At 62.9% G+C, this 19,568-nt stretch carries 15 protein-coding genes; 9 read left to right on the top strand and 6 right to left on the bottom strand.

What is annotated here, in order from left to right; all coding sequences use genetic code 11:
* Positions 1 to 6 precede the first annotated feature (6 nt).
* From FE240_RS07085 to FE240_RS07110, 6 genes are all read left to right on the top strand, one after another.
* Positions 7 to 723, top strand: a complete 717-nt coding sequence (locus tag FE240_RS07085) for a succinate dehydrogenase iron-sulfur subunit (RefSeq protein ID WP_042048177.1) — start codon at positions 7 to 9, stop codon at positions 721 to 723.
* A 108-nt stretch (positions 724 to 831) separates the two neighbouring features.
* Positions 832 to 3,642 (top strand): 2-oxoglutarate dehydrogenase E1 component, encoded by a 2,811-nt coding sequence (gene sucA, locus FE240_RS07090; RefSeq protein WP_193003939.1) that lies wholly within the window; start codon positions 832 to 834, stop codon positions 3,640 to 3,642.
* Between the two features lie 37 nt (positions 3,643 to 3,679).
* Positions 3,680 to 4,867: a 2-oxoglutarate dehydrogenase complex dihydrolipoyllysine-residue succinyltransferase gene (gene odhB / locus FE240_RS07095; protein WP_193003940.1), complete on the top strand. Its 1,188-nt coding sequence runs from the start codon at positions 3,680 to 3,682 to the stop codon at positions 4,865 to 4,867.
* Positions 4,868 to 4,960: 93 nt separating this feature from the next.
* Complete coding sequence (gene sucC / locus FE240_RS07100; RefSeq protein ID WP_042048174.1) at positions 4,961 to 6,127, top strand: ADP-forming succinate--CoA ligase subunit beta; 1,167 nt, start codon at positions 4,961 to 4,963, stop codon at positions 6,125 to 6,127.
* The gene (gene sucD / locus FE240_RS07105) at positions 6,128 to 7,000 is read left to right on the top strand and encodes a succinate--CoA ligase subunit alpha (RefSeq protein ID WP_193003941.1); all 873 of its coding nucleotides are present in this window, start codon (positions 6,128 to 6,130) and stop codon (positions 6,998 to 7,000) included.
* A gap of 398 nt (positions 7,001 to 7,398) precedes the next feature.
* Positions 7,399 to 7,617, top strand: a complete 219-nt coding sequence (locus FE240_RS07110) for a hypothetical protein (RefSeq protein ID WP_193003942.1) — start codon at positions 7,399 to 7,401, stop codon at positions 7,615 to 7,617.
* A 69-nt stretch (positions 7,618 to 7,686) separates the two neighbouring features.
* On the opposite strand, the gene FE240_RS07115 is transcribed toward FE240_RS07110, so the two are convergent.
* From FE240_RS07115 to pabB, 5 genes are all read right to left on the bottom strand, one after another.
* Positions 7,687 to 9,057 carry an L-serine ammonia-lyase gene (locus FE240_RS07115; protein WP_193003943.1) on the bottom strand — a complete coding sequence of 457 codons (1,371 nt, stop codon included), beginning with the start codon at positions 9,055 to 9,057 and terminating at the stop codon, positions 7,687 to 7,689.
* Between the two features lie 254 nt (positions 9,058 to 9,311).
* A complete protein-coding gene (locus FE240_RS07120) occupies positions 9,312 to 10,694 on the bottom strand; it encodes an L-serine ammonia-lyase (protein WP_193003944.1) in 1,383 nt (460 codons plus the stop codon).
* A 135-nt stretch (positions 10,695 to 10,829) separates the two neighbouring features.
* Positions 10,830 to 12,128 carry a serine/threonine transporter gene (locus tag FE240_RS07125; RefSeq protein WP_193003945.1) on the bottom strand — a complete coding sequence of 433 codons (1,299 nt, stop codon included), beginning with the start codon at positions 12,126 to 12,128 and terminating at the stop codon, positions 10,830 to 10,832.
* 175 nt (positions 12,129 to 12,303) lie between these two features.
* Positions 12,304 to 12,900 (bottom strand): CoA pyrophosphatase, encoded by a 597-nt coding sequence (locus FE240_RS07130; RefSeq protein WP_193003946.1) that lies wholly within the window; start codon positions 12,898 to 12,900, stop codon positions 12,304 to 12,306.
* Positions 12,897 to 14,261: an aminodeoxychorismate synthase component 1 gene (pabB, locus tag FE240_RS07135; RefSeq protein WP_193003947.1), complete on the bottom strand. Its 1,365-nt coding sequence runs from the start codon at positions 14,259 to 14,261 to the stop codon at positions 12,897 to 12,899. Before pabB ends, FE240_RS07130 begins: the two co-directional genes overlap by 4 nt.
* 221 nt (positions 14,262 to 14,482) lie before the next feature.
* Between pabB and FE240_RS07140 the strand changes: the two genes are divergently transcribed.
* Both FE240_RS07140 and FE240_RS07145 read left to right on the top strand, forming a co-directional pair.
* Complete coding sequence (locus FE240_RS07140; RefSeq protein ID WP_193003948.1) at positions 14,483 to 16,009, top strand: fumarate hydratase; 1,527 nt, start codon at positions 14,483 to 14,485, stop codon at positions 16,007 to 16,009.
* Between the two features lie 89 nt (positions 16,010 to 16,098).
* A complete protein-coding gene (locus FE240_RS07145) occupies positions 16,099 to 16,587 on the top strand; it encodes a prolyl-tRNA synthetase associated domain-containing protein (RefSeq protein WP_226799050.1) in 489 nt (162 codons plus the stop codon).
* A gap of 7 nt (positions 16,588 to 16,594) precedes the next feature.
* Here the strand turns inward: FE240_RS07145 and FE240_RS07150 are convergent, their stop codons facing one another.
* The gene (locus FE240_RS07150; protein ID WP_193003949.1) at positions 16,595 to 17,041 is read right to left on the bottom strand and encodes a GyrI-like domain-containing protein; all 447 of its coding nucleotides are present in this window, start codon (positions 17,039 to 17,041) and stop codon (positions 16,595 to 16,597) included.
* Positions 17,042 to 17,328: 287 nt separating this feature from the next.
* Here FE240_RS07150 and FE240_RS07155 point away from each other — a divergent pair, with 287 nt between their 5' ends.
* Positions 17,329 to 19,566, top strand: a complete 2,238-nt coding sequence (locus FE240_RS07155) for an ABC transporter permease subunit (protein WP_193003950.1) — start codon at positions 17,329 to 17,331, stop codon at positions 19,564 to 19,566.
* The last annotated feature ends 2 nt before the right edge of the window (positions 19,567 to 19,568 follow it).

Genomic DNA, 19,568 nt, shown 5'->3' on the forward strand with positions numbered 1-19,568 from the left:
GTTCACATGAAAGTCACATTCTCGGTCTATCGCTACAACCCGGATATTGATAACGCACCGCACATGAAGGATTATCACCTTGATATTCCTGAAGGTTCCGACATGATGGTGCTTGACGCCCTGATCCAGCTCAAGGAGCTGGATCCCACCATCGCCTTCCGCCGCTCCTGCCGCGAAGGGGTGTGTGGCTCGGACGGTATCAACATGAATGGCAAGAACGGCCTGGCCTGTATCACGCCGCTCTCCGACCTGCTCAAGAAGGGCAACAAGGTGGTGATCCGGCCGCTGCCGGGTCTGCCGGTCATCCGGGATCTGGTCATCGACATGACCCAGTTCTACACCCAGTGGGAGAAGGTTAAACCCTTCCTCATCAATAACGATAAGCAACCGCCGGTGCGTGAGCACCTGCAATCCCCCGAGGAGCGCGCCAAGTTGGACGGCCTGTACGAGTGTATTCTCTGTGCCTGCTGCTCCACCTCCTGCCCCTCCTTCTGGTGGAACCCGGACAAGTTCATCGGTCCGGCCGGCCTGCTCGCCGCCTATCGCTGGCTGGCCGACAGCCGCGACAGTGCGGCCGATGAGCGCCTTGGCAATCTGGACGACGCCTTCAGCGTCTTCCGCTGCCACGGCATCATGAACTGTGTGAACGTCTGTCCCAAGGGCCTCAACCCGACCAAGGCCATCGGCCATATCAAGTCGATGCTGCTGAATCGGGCCGTGTGAGCCCAGGGCCACTGGCCCGACCTCTGGATAGCCATCCGACCGTGTAGGATGGCTATCTTCCAAACCCTACAAGCTGCTAGACAGAGAAGAAGTACAAAAGGGATCGAAATGCATAACGGCGTGATGAAGGCCTGGTTGGAGTCATCTCACCTGGCTGGTGCGAATGCAAGCTATATAGAGGATTTGTACGAATCCTATCTCGACAATCCCGACTCCGTTGCCGATGAATGGCGCACCCTGTTCGACGGGCTGCCCCAGGTCAATGGCCATGCGGTCGAACAACCCCACTCCCGCGTCAAGGATTACTTCCGTCGCCTCGCCAAGGACACCTCCCGCTTCAGTGCGCCGGTGTCGGATCCAGACGTCGACGCCAAGCAGGTGCGAGTCCTGCAACTCATTAACGCCTTCCGTTTCCGCGGCCACCAGAATGCCAATCTTGATCCGCTTGGCCTGTGGCAACGCGACGTCATTGCTGAGCTGGACCCGGCGTTCCACAACCTGCAGGGGGCCGATCTTGATGCCACCTTCAATGTGGGCTCCTATGCCATCGGCCGCGAGACCATGGTGTTGTCGGATCTCTACGCTTCGCTGAAAAAGACCTACTGCGGCTCCATCGGCGCCGATTACATGCACCTGACCTCCACCGAGGAGAAGCGCTGGCTGCAACAGCGCCTCGAGTCCATCGAGGGGACGGGGAGCTACAGCACCGAGGAGAAGACCCGTTTCCTCGACAGCCTGACCGCCGCCGAAGGGCTGGAGCGTTACCTGGGGGCCAAGTTCCCGGGGGCCAAGCGCTTCTCCCTGGAAGGGGGCGACGCCATGATCCCCATGCTCAAGGAGCTCATTCGCCGCGCCGGTGAGCAGGGCTGCAAGGAGGCCGTGATCGGCATGGCCCACCGCGGCCGTCTCAACGTGCTGATCAACGTTCTGGGCAAGCGCGCCCAGGATCTGTTCGACGAATTTGCCGGCAAGCACGGCGAATCCTGGGGCACCGGGGACGTGAAGTACCACATGGGCTTCTCATCGGACTTCGCCACCCCGGGCGGCAACGTCCACCTGGCGCTGGCCTTCAACCCGTCCCACCTCGAGATAGTCAACCCTGTGGTGATCGGCTCGGTACGGGCCCGCATGGACAGGCGCGGCGATCTCGACGGCAGCTCCGTGCTCCCCATCACCATCCACGGTGACTCCGCCATCGCCGGTCAAGGGGTGGTGGCCGAGACCTTCAACATGTCGCAGACCCGCGCCTACGGCGTCGGCGGTACGGTGCGCATCGTCATCAACAACCAGGTCGGTTTTACCACCTCCAACCACCGCGATGTACGCTCCACCGAATATTGCACCGACATCGCCAAGGCGGTGCAGGCGCCGGTGCTGCACGTTAACGGTGACGATCCGGAAGCCGTGGTGCTGGTGACCCAGATTGCGCTGGATTACCGCAACACCTTCAAGCGCGACGTGGTGATCGAGCTGGTGTGCTACCGCCGCCATGGCCACAACGAGGCCGACGAGCCGAACGCCACCCAGCCTTTGATGTACCAGAAGATCAAGCAGCACCCAACTCCGCGCAAGATCTACGCCGATCAGCTGGTGGCCGAGGGCACCTTGTCCCAAGAGGCGGCGACCGCCCTGGTCAACGAGTACCGGGATGCCCTCGATCGCGGCGAGCGGGTGGTGAAAGAGTGGCGCCCGATGGAGCAGCACACCGTCAACTGGACTCCATATCTTGGCCACAGCTGGGACATGAACTACGACGCCACCCTGCCCATTGAGGCGCTGCGTGCGCTCGGTGAGAAGGTGACCCAGTACCCGGCCTCCCATGTGTTGCAGCGCCAGGTCGAGAAGATCTACGAAGACCGCCGCGCCATGACTGCCGGCGAGAAGCTGGTGGACTGGGGCTTTGCCGAGACCCTGGCTTACGCCACCTTGGTAGAGCGCGGCGAGCGGGTGCGGATCACCGGCCAAGACTCCGGCCGTGGCACCTTCTTCCACCGCCATGCGGTGCTGCACAACCAGAACGATGCCAGTACCTACACCCCGCTGTGCAACATCGGTGAAGGGCAGGGGCCGTTTGAGGTCTATGACTCGGTGCTCTCGGAAGAGGCGGTGCTGGCCTTTGAATATGGCTACGCCACTGCCGAGCCGGCCGGTCTGACCATCTGGGAAGCCCAGTTTGGTGATTTTGCCAACGGCGCCCAGGTGGTGATCGACCAGTTCCTCTCCTCTGGTGAGCAGAAGTGGGGCCGCATGTGTGGGCTGACCATGCTGCTGCCGCACGGCTATGAGGGGCAGGGCCCCGAGCACTCCTCTGCTCGTCTCGAGCGCTATTTGCAACTGTGCGCCGAGCACAACATGCAGGTGTGTGTCCCCTCCACCCCGGCCCAGGTGTTCCACATGCTGCGCCGTCAGGTGGTGCGCCCGATGCGCCGTCCGCTGGTGGTGATGTCGCCCAAATCCCTGCTGCGTCACCCGCAGGCGGTGAGCAAGCTCGACGAGCTGGCCGAAGGGCGCTTCTACAACGCCATCGGCGAGGTAGATCCGCTCGATCCGAAGGGAGTCAAGCGCGTGGTGTTCTGCTCCGGCAAGGTCTACTACGACCTGCTTGAGGCCCGCCGCAAGGCCGAGCAGAAGGATGTCGCGCTGGTGCGTATCGAGCAGCTCTACCCCTTCCCGGAGGAAGAAGTGCGCGCCATCTTGGCCGATTACAGCCACGTCACCGACTTTGTCTGGTGTCAGGAAGAGCCGAAGAACCAGGGCGCCTGGTACTGCACCCGTCACCACTACGACGATGTGCTGCCGGCCGGCGCCACCCTGCGCTACGCCGGTCGTCCGGCCTCCGCCTCACCGGCGGTCGGTTATATGTCTGTCCACATCAAGCAGCAGAAGGCGCTGGTGGAAGACGCTCTGACCCTTGCTTAATGCAGCCACAGGAAAGAAGTAAAAGGAACTCAATAACATGACTATCGAGATCAAGGTCCCTGACCTGCCGGAATCCGTGGCTGACGCCACCATCGCCACCTGGCACAAGCAACCGGGCGATATGGTGGCCCGTGACGAAGTCCTGGTGGACATCGAAACCGATAAAGTGGTGCTGGAAGTCCCGGCGCCGGATGCCGGCATCCTGGCCGAAATCCTCGAAGGGGAGGGGTCAACCGTCCTGGCCCGCCAGCTGATCGCCAAGCTCAAGCCCGCCGCCGTGGCCGGTGAAGAGACCCGCGACAAGCCGGTCGAGACCCAGGTGGCCGATGAGGCCAGCGACTTGAGTCCCTCGGTGCGCCGTTTGGTGGCCGAGCACGGCATCGACGTGAGCAAGGTCGCCGGTACTGGCAAGGGGGGACGCGTCACCAAGGAAGACGTGGAAGCCTTCATGAAGGGGGGTGACAAGCCGGCTGCCGTTGCGGCGCCGGTGGCGGCAGCCACCGCCTCGATCGCCCCGCTGGCCGGTCGCAGCGAGAAGCGGGTGCCGATGACCCGTCTGCGCAAGCGCATCGCCGAGCGCCTGCTGGAAGCCAAGAACACCACCGCCATGCTGACCACCTTCAACGAGGTGAACATGGGCCCCATCATGGCCCTGCGCAAGCAGTACGGCGAGATCTTCGAGAAAAAGCACGGCATCAAGCTCGGCTTCATGTCCTTCTACGTCAAGGCGGTGGTTGAGGCGCTCAAGCGCTACCCCGAGGTGAATGCTTCCCTCGACGGTGACGACATCGTCTATCACAACTACTTCGACGTGAGCATTGCCGTCTCCACCCCGCGCGGTCTGGTGACCCCGGTGCTGCGCGACGCCGACGTGCTGGGGCTGGCCGACATCGAGAAGGGGATCAAGGAGCTGGCCGGCAAGGGCCGCGATGGTAAGTTGACCGTCGAGGAGCTCAGCGGTGGCAACTTCACCATCACCAACGGTGGCGTGTTTGGCTCCCTGATGTCGACCCCCATCATCAACCCGCCCCAGAGCGCCATCCTCGGCATGCACAAGATCCAAGACAGGCCCATGGCGGTGAACGGCAAGGTGGAGATCCAGCCGATGATGTACCTGGCCCTCTCCTATGACCATCGTCTCATCGACGGCCGTGAGTCGGTCGGTTTCCTGGTGACCATCAAAGAGCTGCTTGAAGATCCGACCCGTCTGCTGCTGGACGTCTGATCGACACCCGAATAGGGGGCCCCGGCCCCCTCTTACTGGGGATTGAGAAACACCCCCCCGGATGGAAATACATACAACACGGATAGAACCTCTATGAATCTGCACGAATACCAGGCAAAACAGCTGTTTGCCGAATACGGCCTGCCGGTCTCCGAAGGCTATGCCTGCTCTACCCCACAAGAAGCCGCCGAAGCGGCCGACAAGATTGGCGGCACCAAATGGGTCGTGAAATGCCAGGTCCACGCCGGTGGCCGTGGCAAGGCGGGCGGCGTCAAGCTGGCCAATAGCAAGGATGAGATCCGTGCCTTTGCCCAGAACTGGCTCGGCAAGAACCTGGTCACCTACCAGACCGACGCCAACGGCCAGCCGGTCTCCAAGATCCTGGTTGAATCCTGCACCGACATCGCCAAGGAGCTCTATCTGGGCGCCGTGGTTGATCGTGGCAGCCGCCGCGTGGTCTTCATGGCCTCCACCGAAGGTGGCGTGGAGATCGAGAAGGTGGCCCACGAGACCCCGCACCTCATCCACAAGGCAGCCCTGGATCCGCTGGTCGGCCCGCAGCCCTATCAGGCGCGTGAGCTGGCCTTCAAGCTGGGCCTCACCGGCGATCAGATCAAGCAGTTCACCAAGATCTTCATGGGCCTCGGCCAGATGTTCCTCGACTACGATCTGGCCCTGCTCGAGATCAACCCCCTGGTCATCACCGCCCAAGGCAACCTGCACTGCCTGGATGGCAAGATCAACATCGACTCCAACGCCATGTACCGTCAGCCCAAGCTGCGTGACATGCACGACCCCTCCCAAGACGATCCGCGCGAGGCGCACGCCGCCCAGTGGGAGCTGAACTATGTGGCGCTCGATGGCAACATCGGCTGCATGGTCAACGGCGCGGGCCTGGCCATGGGCACCATGGACATCGTCAACCTGCACGGCGGCAAGCCTGCCAACTTCCTCGACGTGGGCGGTGGCGCCACCAAGGAGCGCGTGACCGAGGCGTTCAAGATCATCCTCTCCGACGATAACGTGAAGGCGGTACTGGTCAACATCTTCGGCGGTATCGTGCGCTGTGACATGATCGCCGAAGGGATCATCGGTGCGGTGAAGGAAGTGGGCGTCAAGGTGCCTGTCGTGGTGCGCCTGGAGGGCAATAACGCCGATCTGGGTGCGAAGAAGCTGGCCGAGAGCGGCCTAAATATCATCGCGGCCACCAGTCTGACCGACGCCGCACAGCAAGTGGTTAACGCAGCGGAGGCGAAGTAAATGAGCGTACTGATCAACAAGGATACCAAGGTGATCTGCCAAGGGTTCACCGGCGGCCAGGGCACCTTCCACTCCGAGCAGGCGCTGGCGTATGGCACCCAATTGGTGGGCGGCGTCTCTCCGGGCAAGGGGGGCACCACTCACTTAGGATTGCCGGTGTTCAACACAGTGCGTGACGCGGTCGAGGCGACCGGCGCTACTGCCTCCGTCATCTATGTGCCGGCGCCTTTTTGCAAGGACGCCATCCTCGAAGCCATCGATGCCGGCATTCAGCTCATCGTCACCATCACCGAAGGGATCCCGACCCTGGATATGCTCGATGTGAAGGTGAAGCTGCAAGAGACCGGCGTGCGCATGATCGGCCCCAACTGCCCCGGTGTCATCACCCCGGGCGAGTGCAAGATCGGCATCATGCCGGGCCACATCCACCAGCCGGGCAAGGTTGGGATCGTGTCGCGCTCCGGTACCCTGACCTACGAGGCGGTCAAGCAGACCACCGACGAAGGGTTCGGCCAGTCCACCTGTGTCGGCATCGGTGGTGACCCGATCCCGGGCTCCAACTTCATCGACATTCTGGAGATGTTCCAAAACGATCCGCAGACCGAAGCCATCGTGATGATCGGCGAGATCGGCGGCAACGCCGAGGAGGACGCGGCGGCCTATATCAAGGCCCACGTCACCAAGCCGGTGGTCTCTTACATCGCGGGGGTCACCGCTCCTCCGGGCAAGCGCATGGGCCACGCCGGCGCCATCATCTCCGGTGGCAAGGGAACCGCCGCCGAGAAGTTTGCTGCCCTGGAAGACGCCGGTGTGAAAACCGTGCGCTCGCTGGCTGAGATCGGCAAGGCGCTGCGTGAGGTCACCGGCTGGTGATCCCGCCTGTTATTGCCACTGTAAAAATGCCGCCCTCGGGTGGCATTTTTTATGGTGAATGCGCGCAGAGGGTTAAAAGAAGAGACGTCGCCGAGGAGGCATAGGGCGGCTGTGGCCCTACATCTTGGATTATCAGGCGTTTGTGCCTGTCGCAGGCTGGCGTGAGTCGGTCTTTTTTTTACTCGTTGTGGTATGACGAGGGAAGGGGGCGGGCATCTGCTTGCGGCACCACTGCGCGTAGGGGAGGGAGAGGGGGCGATTTTCATTTTGCGTGGCAAAATGCATTTTCTTGCACCTTGCGCGCTGTCATGGGCTCAGTAGGGGGCACTTGAGCGGCGCCATGCCAAGATGGCGCAGGGTTTGCTTACTTCTAGTCGAGAGACTATGAGGAAGCCCCTATGACCGTCAGAACGTCCGACCCCCACGTCCAGCCGTCGCGGGATGGTCTGATCCTGATGCTGGTGGCCATCGTGTTGGTGATGGTGGCTATTTTGGTGTGCGCCCGTTTAGTCGAGCTACCCTGGCTGTGGACGTCGTTGCTGCTATTGCCGCCGCTGCTCGGCTTGCTGCTGATAGGCCAGTTGTGGCGCCAGCGCGGGCGTAGCCGCGACCAATAGACGGGCAGGTTCAGTCATGAAAAAGGCGGGGAAGTTCCCCGCCTTTTCTCGTCTCTGGTGCTGACTCGCTTATTCGCAAGCGACCTGCATCACCTTGATGGCGAGGCCGCCACGGGAGGTCTCCCGATATTTGGAGTCCATGTCCTTGCCGGTGATGTACATGGTCTCGATCACCTTGTCGAGCGACACCCGCGGCTTGGAGGTGCGGCGCAGCGCCATGCGCGAGGCGTTAACCGCCTTCATGGAGGCGATGGCGTTACGCTCGATGCAGGGCACCTGCACCTGACCGGCGACCGGATCGCAGGTCAGACCGAGGTTGTGCTCCATGGCGATCTCGGCGGCTTCGCAGACGTGCTCGGGGCTGCCGCCCATCAGCTCGGTCAGGCCGGCGGCGGCCATCGAGCAGGAGACGCCCACCTCACCCTGACAGCCCACTTCGGCGCCGGAGATGGAGGCGTTGGTCTTGTAGAGGATGCCGATGGCGCCGGCTGCCAGGTAGAAACGGGTGTACTCGTCACGCCCCACCGGCTGGATGAACTTGTCGTAGTAAGCCAGCACGGCCGGGATGATGCCGGCGGCGCCGTTGGTCGGGGCGGTCACCACGCGGCCACCGGCGGCGTTCTCCTCGCTCACCGCCAGCGCAAACATGTTGACCCAGTCGACGATGTTCATCGGATCGCTCGACAGGCTCTCGTTGGTGGTCAGTTGGCGGAACAGGGGGGCGGCGCGGCGTGGGACGCGCAGCGGGCCGGAGAGCACCCCTTCGGTGCGGCAGCCGCGCTCAATGCCTTCACGCATGGTGTTCCAAATCTTGCCGAACTTCTTGTAGATCTCTTCCGGCGTGTTGAAGCACTTCTCGTTCTCCATCATCAGGGCGGAGATGGAGAGGCCGCTCTGGCTGCAGTGGGCTACCAGCTCGGCGGCGCTCTTGAACGGATAGGTCACCGGCATGTCACCGCTGTCGGCCTTGCCGAAATTCTCCTCGTCCACAATGAAACCGCCGCCGATGGAGTAGTAGGTCTTGCCGTAGGCGATCTCATCTTCGATGAAGGCGGTCAGCTTCATGCCGTTTTCGTGCAGCGGCAGCGCCTCGTCGTGGAACACCATGGCCTCACGCGGGAAGCTGACGGTGTGGCAGTGCAGGCCGATCGGCAGGCGCCCAGTCTGCTCGACACGGGAGATAAATTCCGGGATGGCGTCGATGTCGACGTTCTCCGGCAGGTTGCCGGCCAGACCCATGATGATGGCGGTGTCGGTGTGGTGGCCCTTGCCGGTCCAGGAGAGGGAGCCGTAGACATCCACCTGTACCCGGGTGATGTCACGGATCTTGCCGCTGGCACGCAGATCATCCACAAATTGTTTGGCGGCCTTCATGGGGCCCACAGTGTGGGAGGAGGAGGGGCCAACACCGATTTTGAAGATGTCAAAAACGCTGATCATGAATGAATTACCTCAGGGATAGAGTGGCGTGCCACTGACCGTTCTTGTTGACGTGCGACTCGGGAAGAGGACTGGCACGGCAATGTGAACCACATGCTGCGAGTCTACCTACTTCGCACTTAAAAAAAGTTGAATTAGATCTATTTTTGTTGAAATTCGGCGCGGAGTATAAAAGTAATTTTGAGCCGAAGCCATTTTGTTAAACGATTTACATAAAAAAACCGGCCAGTGGCCGGTTTGAATCCATGTGATTGTTAACACTCGGTGATGTTGACCGCCAGCCCGCCCCGGGCCGTCTCCTTGTACTTGGTCTTCATGTCATTGCCGGTCTCCCACATGGTCTTGATCACCTTGTCGAGCGACACCTTGTGTTCACCAGTGCCACGCAGGGCCAGCTTAGCGGCGTTGATTGCCTTGACCGCCCCCATGGCGTTGCGCTCGATGCAGGGTACCTGTACCTGGCCCCCTACCGGATCGCAGGTGAGCCCCAGATTGTGCTCCATGCCGATCTCGGCGGCGTTCTCCACGTTCTCCGGGCTGCCGCCGAGCAGGGCGGTCAGGGCGCCGGCGGCCATCGAGCAGGCCACCCCCACCTCACCCTGACAGCCCACCTCGGCGCCGGAGAGCGAGGCGTTCTTCTTATAGAGGATGCCGATGGCGGCAGCGGTGAGGAAGTAGCGCACCAAGGCGTCGTCGTCGACCTGATGCACGAAGCGGTCATAGTAGTGCAGCACGGCCGGGATGATGCCCGACGCCCCGTTGGTCGGCGCGGTCACTACCCGCCCTCCGGCGGCGTTCTCTTCGTTCACGGCCAGCGCAAACAGATCGACCCACTCCATCACCATCAGGGGATCTTTGTTAAAGCCGGTCTCGCTGGTGAGCTGGCGATAGAGCGCCGGGGCGCGGCGCTTCACCTTGAGCCCCCCCGGCAGCACGCCTTCGCTCTGGCAGCCGCGCACCACGCAAGCTTGCATCACCTCCCAGATCCGACGCAGCCCCGCCTTGATCTGGGCGTCGGTACGAAATACCCGCTCGTTGGCGAGCATGACACCGGCCACCGACAGCCCCGTCTCGTGGCAGTGACCGAGCAGGTCGGCACCCGAATCAAACGGATAGGGGATGGGATGGGCCAGATCGAAGGCCTGCGCCTCGTCACGGGCGTTGATGAAACGGCTCTCCTCGATGATGAAGCCGCCGCCGATGGAGTAGTAGGTCTGCTCGCACAGCAGGGTCGAGCCGGCAAAGGCGCGCAGGGTCATGCCGTTAGCATGCAGCGGCAGGCTCTTTCGGCGGTTGAAGATAATCGCCCCCTGGCGCGGGAAGGCGCTGGGCTGCTCGCCGCCGAGGGTGAGCTGCTCGCGGCGCTCCACCTCGGCCAGGAAGGCGGGGATTGCCTCGATGTCGACCGTGTCGGGCTCAAAGCCGGCCAGCCCCAGTATGATGGCTTTACCTGTGCCGTGCCCCTTGCCGGTCTGGCCGAGCGAGCCGTAGCACTCGGTCTCGACCCGATCGGTGCGCGTCAGCACCCCTTGGGCCCTGAGTTGGGAGACGAAAGCGTGAGCGGCGCGCATCGGGCCGACCGTGTGGGAGGAGGAGGGGCCGATACCGATGGAGAAGAGATCGAACACGCTGATCATGGGGCAGAGCTCCACTATAGGATTTGTATAAATATTGTAATTTTTTTGAGGTGAAAGGAATAGAGGCGGGTGTGAGCCAGGGCCCAAAAACAAAGCGGGGCTGCCAAAGCAGCCCCTTGAAATGACAGGAAAAGATCAGCCGAAAAGCTGGAACAGGATGGCAGAGATGGCCACGGTTCCCATCACGGCGACAAACAGGTTGCTGATGGCTCCCTGATATTTGGCCATCGCCGGCACTCGCTTGATGGCGTACATGGGCATGATGAACAGGATGGTCGCGATGATGGGGCCGCCAAGGGACTCAATCATGCCGAGGATAGAGGGGTTGGCCACGGCGGTGCCCCACAAGGTCAGGATGAAGAAGGCGATGATGAACACCTCGAGCTTCTTCATGTTCGGCTCCTTGCCCGCGCTGCGCATCTGCTGCACCACCAGCCCCTTGAGGCCTTCGCGCGCCCCCAGGTAGTGGCCGAAGAAGGAGGAGACGATGGCTACGAATGCCACCAGCGGGCCGAAGTAGGAGATGAGCGGGCTCTCGTGCTGGTTGGCCAGGTAGGAGAGCACGGGGATGTTCTGGGCCTTGGCCTCGGCCAGTTGGGCCGGGGTGAGGCTCATCACGCAGGAGAAGACGAAGAACATCACGAAACCGAGCAGCACCATGGCGGTGCGCTTCAAGATGGCGTCGGACTTGGCCACCGCATTATCCCCGTGGTCGCGGCGCTGGGCCAGGGCGAAGCTGGAGATAGCCGGGCTGTGGTTGAAGGCAAACACCAGCACAGGGATGGTCAGCCACAAGGTGGTGGCGAAATCCTTGGCGCTTGGCACTTCACTCAGGGCGGCGCCGGTCCAGTCCGGGATGAGATAGAGGGAGAGACCGGCCAAGATGGCGATCAGCGGGTAGACCAGACATTCGGTGACCTTGAGCATCAGCCGCTCGCCGGCCAGCATCACCGACATCATACCCATGATCAGCACGATGGAGAGTAGCCAGCGCGCCGGCGCAGCCAGTTGCAACTGGTTCACCATGAAACTCTCGACCGTGTTGGTGATCCCCACGCCATAGATGAGCACGATGGGATAGATGGCGAAGAAGTAGAGCAGGGTGATGAGCTTGCCAGCGCCGGCACCGAAGTGCTCCTCCACCACTTGCGTGATGTCGGCCTTGGGCTGCTGGGAGGAGAGCACGAAGCGTGAGAGACCACGGTGGGCGAAGTAGGTCATGGGGCCGACCAGTAGCGCCATCACTACCAGGGGCCAGAAGCCTCCCATGCCGGCGTTGATCGGTAAAAAGAGGATGCCGGCACCGACGGCGGTACCAAACAGGCTGATGACCCAGGTGGTATCCTGCCGGGTCCATCCCTGCGCCACGCGGGCCGGGGCCAGCGGCTCCTGTTGTGTGGTAAGACGCTGCGCGTCGGTTATGTTGTTGGTCATGTGAACACCCCATCTAGCGTGATAGTTGTAATGGGGGCAAGCATACCCATAGTGGGTAGCGTGAAATGTTGACCAATGCCGAACTTTACCGGATGAAATATCAAATAATATTTGAAATTGTGATCGATTCTATATTTTTTAAACGCGTTTTGAATTTTTTAAAACTTAATTGAGTCTAGCCCGGTTCGTTGGCCGGCCAGTGCTGCCGCCACCCTGTGGTTTGCTCGGCCAGTTGGCGAATGATGGCCGCCGTCGCCCCCCAGATGAGCTCATCCTGCCAAGGGAGGAACCAGACCGTGTGGGCACGCCCTTCACGGGGGAAGGTCCAAGCATGGTAGTGGCGGGGGTCGAGCAGGCAGTCAAGCGGCACCTCAAATACCCGCGCAACTTCGTCAGGATTAGGGGTGGCCACGTAGTCGGAGTCGAGCAGGCCGATCACCGGCTGCACCCAGAAGCGCGAGACGGTCGGGCGTGGCGGCAGGCAACCGAGGATCTGCAACTGCCTCGCGGCGATGCCGAGCTCCTCGCGAGTCTCGCGCAGGGCGGTGGCGATGAGGCTCTCATCACCCGGGTCGCGCCGCCCGCCGGGCAAGCTCACCTGGCCGCCGTGGTGGCGTAGCTGGCTGGAGCGACGGGTGAGCAGCAGGTGCAGGCCGTTGTCGCGCTCCACCAGGGGCAGCAGTACTGCCGCCTGATCCAGCCCGGTGCGCGCAATGGCCGCCGCAGGCGGCAGGGTGAGCAGAAAACGGGTCAGCAGTTCGTCGCGGGTCATGGGGTCTCCAGCAGGGGTAGGATGCGCGAGAGTTTATCGAAGGTCTCTTGGTATTCGCTGGCCACGTCCGAGTCGGCCACGATACCGCCGCCGGCCCAGCAGTAGAGGCGACCCCCTTCGGCGATCAGGGTGCGGATGGTGATGCTGGTGTCCATCCGGCCGTGCTGGCTCAGGTAGCCAATGCTGCCGCAGTAGGCGTTACGGCGCACCGGCTCGAGCTCCTCGATGATCTCCATGGCGCGGATCTTCGGGGCGCCAGTGATCGAGCCCCCCGGGAAGCAGGCGCGCAGCAGATCGCTGGCATGCAGCCCCTCGGCCAGGGTGCCGTGGATGGTGGAGACCAGGTGGTGCACCGCCGGGAAGCTCTCGATGGCAAACAGGTGGGGCACCTGTACCGAGCCGGGGGTACAGACCCGGCCGATGTCGTTACGCAGCAGATCCACGATCATCAGGTTTTCGGCCCTGTCTTTCGGTGCCTGGGCCAGCTCGCGGGCGGCCGCCGCATCCAGAGCCGGATCCGGGCTGCGCGGACGGGTGCCCTTGATGGGCTTGGTCTCGACGCTGCGGCCATCGAGCAGCAGGAAGCGCTCGGGGGAGAGGCTCAAGATGGCCGCCTGCGGCAGGCGCAAAAACGCTGAGAAGGGGGCGCGGTTGCCCTCGCGCAGGCGCAGATAGGCCTGCCACTCATCGCCTCGGTAAGCGGCGTGAAAACGCTGGGTGAGGTTGATCTGATAGCAGTCGCCGGCGCGCAGGTAATCCTGAATGGCGGCAAACTTCTCGGCGTACTGGGCCCGGTCAAGGTCGCACTGCCAGGGGCTGGTGAGGGCAAACGGGGCTGCCGGGGCGGCGGTTTGTGACAGCAGCCAGTCGCGGCGCGCCCGCCATGCCGCTTCGTCGCCGCGCACTAGCAGCCGCGTCTGCGCCTGCTGATGGTCGCGCAGCAGCGCCCAGTCGTAGATCCCCACCGCCATGTCGGGGACGGTGACATCGGCCTGCGCCCGCTGGGGCAGGCGCTCGAAGCGGCGCCCGAGATCGTAGCCAAACAGTCCCAGCGCCCCGCCGGTGAAGGGGAGGGTAGAGGGCTCGTCGGCGTCCCCCAGCAGGCGTTGTTGCCACTGGCGCAGCAAGGTGAGGGGGTCATCCTCCGAACGCAGCTCACCGCCGGGGTGACGAATAAAGGTCGTCGCTCCCCGGGTCTCCAAGGTGGCGATCGGGTCGGCCACCAGGATGTCAACGCGGTTGTCCGCGCCTTCGGCCCCGGCGGAGTCGAGCAGCATGGCCCAGGGTTGCCGGGCCAGTGCAGCGAAGAGGATCAGCAACTCACAGCCGGTCAATGGCGCGATGTAAAGCGGTGTTTTCATGCGGTTTAAGGCTTTAAATAGGGTAATCGGCAGAATTGAGAGCTGATCCCTAGTCGGCTTCGGGGTGAGAAGCGTATCATAGGCCGGCAAAAACGAGCAAAGTCGCCGCAGGATGCGGATCAGGATCCCCCCTTCGCCCCTGCGGTTCATCATGGACGCCCTTGCCCGTGCCAGCCCTTTTTGGCCGGTACATCGCTCTCGCAAGGACCAGTGAGGCCATTATGAGCATTATAAGAAAACAGGATTTCATCGACTCCATCGCGGATGCCCTACAGTACATCTCCTATTACCATCCCCTCGATTTCGTCCAGGCCGCCAAGGCTGCGTACGACCGGGAAGCCAACCCGGCCGCCAAGGATGCCTTGGCCCAGATCCTGATCAACTCCCGCATGTCTGCCGAGGGGCATCGCCCCCTGTGCCAGGATACCGGCATCGTCACCTGCTTCGTGAAGATCGGCATGCAGGTGCAGTGGGACAGCGACATGACGGTGCAGGAGATGGTGGACGAGGGTACCCGCCGTGCCTACACCAATCCGGACAACCCCCTGCGCGCCTCGGTGCTGGCCGATCCGGCCGGCAGTCGCAAGAACACCCGTGACAACGCCCCGGCCGTGGTGCACATCGACATGATCCCCGGCGATAAGGTCGAGGTGAGCATCGCCGCCAAGGGCGGTGGCTCTGAGAACAAGTCCAAGATGGTGATGCTCAACCCCTCCGACGACATCGTCGAGTGGGTGCTCAAGACCGTGCCGACCATGGGGGCCGGCTGGTGCCCGCCCGGCATGCTCGGCATCGGCATCGGTGGCACCGCCGAGAAGGCGGCCGTGCTGGCTAAAGAGGCCCTGATGGAGCACATCGACATCCAGGCGCTGATCGCCCGCGGCCCCGAAACCACCGAAGAGAAGCTGCGCGTCGAGCTCTATGACAAGGTCAACAAGCTCGGCATCGGTGCCCAGGGGCTCGGCGGTCTCACCACAGTGCTCGACGTGAAGGTCAAATCCGCCCCGACCCATGCGGCCTCCAAGCCGGTGGTGATGATCCCCAACTGCGCCGCTACCCGCCACGTGCATTTTGAGCTCGATGGCTCCGGCCCGGCCGAGCTGACCCCGCCCAAGCTGGAAGATTGGCCCGAGATCACCCGCGAGGCGGGCGGCAACGTGCGCCGGGTCAACGTCGATGGCATCACCAAGGCGGAGCTGGCCAGTTGGAAGAGCGGTGACACCGTGCTGCTCTCTGGCAAGATCCTCACCGGCCGCGACGCTGCCCACAAGCGCATTGCCGACATGCTGGCGCGCGGCGAGGGGCTGCCGGAAGGGGTCGATTTCACCAACCGCTTCATCTACTACGTCGGCCCGGTCGATGCGGTGCGTGACGAAGTGGTCGGCCCGGCCGGCCCCACCACCTCCACCCGGATGGACAAGTTCACCGACATGATGCTGGGTGAAACCGGCCTCATCGGCATGATTGGCAAGTCCGAGCGTGGCCCCAAGACGGTGCAGAGCATCAAGGAGCACAGCGCCGTCTACCTGATGGCCGTCGGTGGCGCCGCCTACCTGGTGGCGAAAGCCATCAAGAAGGCCCGGGTGGTGGCCTTTGCCGATCTCGGCATGGAGGCCATCTACGAGTTCGAGGTGGAAGACATGCCGGTGACCGTGGCGGTCGACTCGCAAGGCAACAACATCCACGAGACCGGCCCCGCCTACTGGTCGGCCAAGATTGCCGAACTCGACGGTGAGCTGTCACGCTGAGCGGCACGTCCCTGACGGTACCGCATTAATGAGGGCGCTCCCGAACGGGGCGCCCTCTTGTTTATGGGCATGAGCAAAAAGGAGTGAGGGTGGACAGGGAGCAACTGGCGGCGCAACTGGCGCATCTTGGCGTCCGGGTCGAGGGGCGGGTGCACGCACCGGCCATGACCTGCGAGCAGGCCAGCGCCCTGGTGGGAGATCTGCCTGGGCTGAGGGTCAAGAATCTGTTTTTAAAAGAGAGCCGTGGTCAACGCCTGCTGCTGGTGGTGGCAGACGAACAGGCGCCGGTCAATCTGGTGGCGCTGGCCGAGCGGCTAGGCACCCGCCGCCTCTCGTTTGCCTCGCCCGAGCGGCTGCGCCGCCATCTTGGGGTCGAGCCTGGCGCCGTGACCCTGCTCGCGCTGGTCAACGACGGGGCCCATCAGGTGGAGCTGGTGCTGGAGCGCCGGGTGTGGGAGGCCCCTCTGGTGCAGTGCCATCCACTCATCAACACCGAGACCTGGGTGCTGGAGCAGGCCGATCTGCGCACCCTGCTCAGTGCATGGGGGCGGGTGCCGACCCTGCTCACTCTGCCTTGAGCAGGCGTCAGGCCAGCACGAACTGGATCTCGATGCGGTTGTCGGGGCTATCGGGCCCCGCCCAGTGGTGGTACACCTCGCGGCTCTCGCCGATCAGGGGCCGCCCCTCGGCCCGAATGGCCGCCAGCAGCGGTGAGTAGCCCTGCTCAAACAGGGCGTTGAGCGGCCCCTGATAGAGGCGGCGGGCACAGCGGCAGGCCGGGAGTCGGGTTAGCGCCGGGTGTTCCCCTTGTACCGGCAGGCAGATGCGCAGGGTGAAGGGGTGATCGGCGCGCTCGGGCAGCCCCTCGGCCACAAACTGCCACGGGCCGTCGATGGTCAGCCCAAGCTGCCGGGCGAGCTGCTCGAGGGCAGGGCAGGTCGTTGCGCTGCGCAGGCCCACCTCGGCCAGGGCCAGGGTCAGGGTGTGGGTCTGGGCCAGTACAGTGCGCTCGGGTAGGGTGATGATCTCCATCTTACTCCTCACAAAATAGGGGCGCCGGCAGGGTGAGGGGCACAAGCGCCGCCTGCTATTGCGCTACAATCCCTTGCTCCAGACGGGGCGGGGGGGATCGGCTCGTGAGCCACCGTCCGCTGAGGTTGGTGGGAAGGGGGGCCGTGAGGAGGAGCGTAACACCCAGGGAGCCCCCTGTGACTGACCCAATCGGGGGAGAGGCCCCGAGTGTTCGCACGTCATGTAACATTACTGTCATTTTACCGCCATATAATCGCGCCCATGCCCAAACCATCTTGAGGTCTTGCATGTCATCGGAATCCATCGCCTTGGTCATGACCGGCAGTAAGAAGCGTCGGATCAAGGACTTATTGATGAAGTACGGCGTCACCACCGGGGGCTCCCTGGTGCTGGTGGCGCTCTTGCTCATCTTTTTCTACCTCCTCTATGTGGTCAAACCCCTCTTTCATGGGGCCTCCATCGAGCCGCTGAGCACGGTGCAGGTACCGGCGAGTGATCGCACTGCCTGGCTAGGTAGTGAAGAGCAAAATGAGATCGGTTTTCGCTTCGGTGACCAGGGGCAGGTGAGCTTCTTTGCCCTCAAGGCGGGCAATGGCTTCACTGCCGGTCAGTTGATTACCAAACAGCAACTGGCTGGCGGTATCAGCAGTGTGGCGCGTAGCCATGGTGATGAAGAGGTGATCGCCTATGGCCGAGCGGACGGAAGGGTCGAGATCCTGCGTCCCGGTTTTGCTGTCAGCTATCCCAATGACACCCGGGTGATCGTCCCCGAGCTCAAGCACCCGTTTGGCGACGAGCCGATGCAGATCGATCCCCAAGGCAAGCCGCTGCGTCTGCTGGCCCTTGAGGCCGGTAGCGACAAGATGGTGGCGGCGGCGCTAACGGAAGATGGGCGCGGCGTGATGACGGTGCTCAGTGGCGAGCAGAACTTCCTCTCTGGCGAGGTGGAGTGGAGCAGCAGCAACTACACCATCCCGACCCTGCCGCGCCACGTCGATCAGATGTTGATGACCCCGAACCTGCGCACCCTGTTTTTGCGCGAGGGCAACCGTCTGTCGGTCTATGACATCAGCAAACCCGACGATATCACCTTGCGCAATGTGCTGGAGATCAACGCCCAGGGCGGCAACGTCACCAAGGTGGCGCTGCTCTCCGGCGCCTCTTCGCTGCTGGTGGGCAATGACAACGGCGTCATCTCCCAGTGGTTCGAGGTGGCCAAGGGGGGCAAGCGCGAGTTTACCCATATCCGCGACTTTGCGGCCTCCGGCCCGGTCAGCGAGTTGGCGGTTGAGACCCACCGTAAGGGGTTTGTGGCCACCACCAGTAAGGGGACGGTCGATTTCTTCCACACCACGGGTGAGACCCGCCTGCTGAGCGAGCAGCTCGACGCCCGCGATCTCAACGGGGTGGCCCTCTCGCCGCGCAATAACTTGCTGCTGGTGGAGCAGGGCAGCGGTATCAGGGCGTTCACGGTGGATAATGCCCACCCCGAGGTGACCTGGTCGGCCCTGTGGCAGGAGGTGTGGTACGAAGGCTACCCTGAGCCCCAGTTCGTGTGGCAGTCCACCTCCGCCAGTAACGATTTCGAGCCCAAGCTGAGCTTGGTGCCGCTGGCGTTCGGGACCCTCAAGGCCTCCTTCTACGCCATGCTGTTTGCGGTGCCGCTCGGGGTGGCGGGCGCCGTCTACACCGCGTATTTCATGTCGCCGGGTCTGCGCAAGGTGGTCAAGCCCACGGTCGAGATCATGGCGGCCCTGCCGACCGTGATCCTGGGTTTCCTAGCCGGGCTCTGGCTGGCACCGCTGGTAGAAGACAACCTGCCCGGCGTGGTGCTGCTGCTCGTCGTGCTGCCCCTTGGCATGTTGCTGACCGCCATGGCTTGGCAGACCCTGCCCGAGCGCATGCGCCAGCGGGTGCCGGAGGGGTGGCAGGCCATCTTGCTGGTGCCGGTGCTGATCTTGATCGGGTGGGGCGCGTTTGGCTTGAGCCCGCTGCTCGAGACCCTCTTTTTCCACGGTGATACCCGTATCTGGCTGACCAACGAGGCGGGCGTCAAGTTTGACCAGCGCAACTCGCTGGTGGTGGGGATTGCCATGGGCTTTGCGGTCATCCCGACCATCTTCTCCATCGCCGAAGACGCCGTCTTCTCGGTGCCCAAGCACCTGACGCTGGGGTCGCTCGCTCTCGGCGCCACCCCGTGGCAGACCTTGAGCCGGGTGGTGATCCTCACCGCCAGCCCCGGCATCTTCTCGGCGGTGATGATCGGCCTTGGCCGCGCCGTGGGCGAGACCATGATCGTGCTGATGGCCACCGGCAACACCCCCATCATGGATTTTTCCATGTTCCAGGGGCTGCGTACTCTGGCCGCCAACATCGCGGTCGAGATGCCCGAGTCCGAGGTTGGCAGCTCCCACTACCGGGTGCTGTTCCTTGCGGCCTTCGTGTTGTTCGTCTTCACCTTTGTCTTCAACACGCTCGCCGAGTTCATCCGTCAGCGTCTGCGTGAAAAATACAGCTCCCTGTAAGG

Origin of the sequence: Aeromonas simiae (assembly GCF_014892695.1) — a bacterium.
GTDB lineage: Bacteria > Pseudomonadota > Gammaproteobacteria > Enterobacterales > Aeromonadaceae > Aeromonas > Aeromonas simiae.

Coding starts and splice junctions, on each gene's coding strand:
- FE240_RS07140 (WP_193003948.1), top strand. CDS start 14,483: ATGAGCATTATAAGAAAACAGGATTTCATCGACTCCATCGCGGATGCC.
- FE240_RS07150 (WP_193003949.1), bottom strand. CDS start 17,041: ATGGAGATCATCACCCTACCCGAGCGCACTGTACTGGCCCAGACCCAC.
- FE240_RS07155 (WP_193003950.1), top strand. CDS start 17,329: ATGTCATCGGAATCCATCGCCTTGGTCATGACCGGCAGTAAGAAGCGT.
- sucA (WP_193003939.1), top strand. CDS start 832: ATGCATAACGGCGTGATGAAGGCCTGGTTGGAGTCATCTCACCTGGCT.
- FE240_RS07085 (WP_042048177.1), top strand. CDS start 7: ATGAAAGTCACATTCTCGGTCTATCGCTACAACCCGGATATTGATAAC.
- FE240_RS07115 (WP_193003943.1), bottom strand. CDS start 9,057: ATGATCAGCGTTTTTGACATCTTCAAAATCGGTGTTGGCCCCTCCTCC.
- sucC (WP_042048174.1), top strand. CDS start 4,961: ATGAATCTGCACGAATACCAGGCAAAACAGCTGTTTGCCGAATACGGC.
- FE240_RS07130 (WP_193003946.1), bottom strand. CDS start 12,900: ATGACCCGCGACGAACTGCTGACCCGTTTTCTGCTCACCCTGCCGCCT.
- odhB (WP_193003940.1), top strand. CDS start 3,680: ATGACTATCGAGATCAAGGTCCCTGACCTGCCGGAATCCGTGGCTGAC.
- sucD (WP_193003941.1), top strand. CDS start 6,128: ATGAGCGTACTGATCAACAAGGATACCAAGGTGATCTGCCAAGGGTTC.
- FE240_RS07110 (WP_193003942.1), top strand. CDS start 7,399: ATGACCGTCAGAACGTCCGACCCCCACGTCCAGCCGTCGCGGGATGGT.
- FE240_RS07120 (WP_193003944.1), bottom strand. CDS start 10,694: ATGATCAGCGTGTTCGATCTCTTCTCCATCGGTATCGGCCCCTCCTCC.
- pabB (WP_193003947.1), bottom strand. CDS start 14,261: ATGAAAACACCGCTTTACATCGCGCCATTGACCGGCTGTGAGTTGCTG.
- FE240_RS07125 (WP_193003945.1), bottom strand. CDS start 12,128: ATGACCAACAACATAACCGACGCGCAGCGTCTTACCACACAACAGGAG.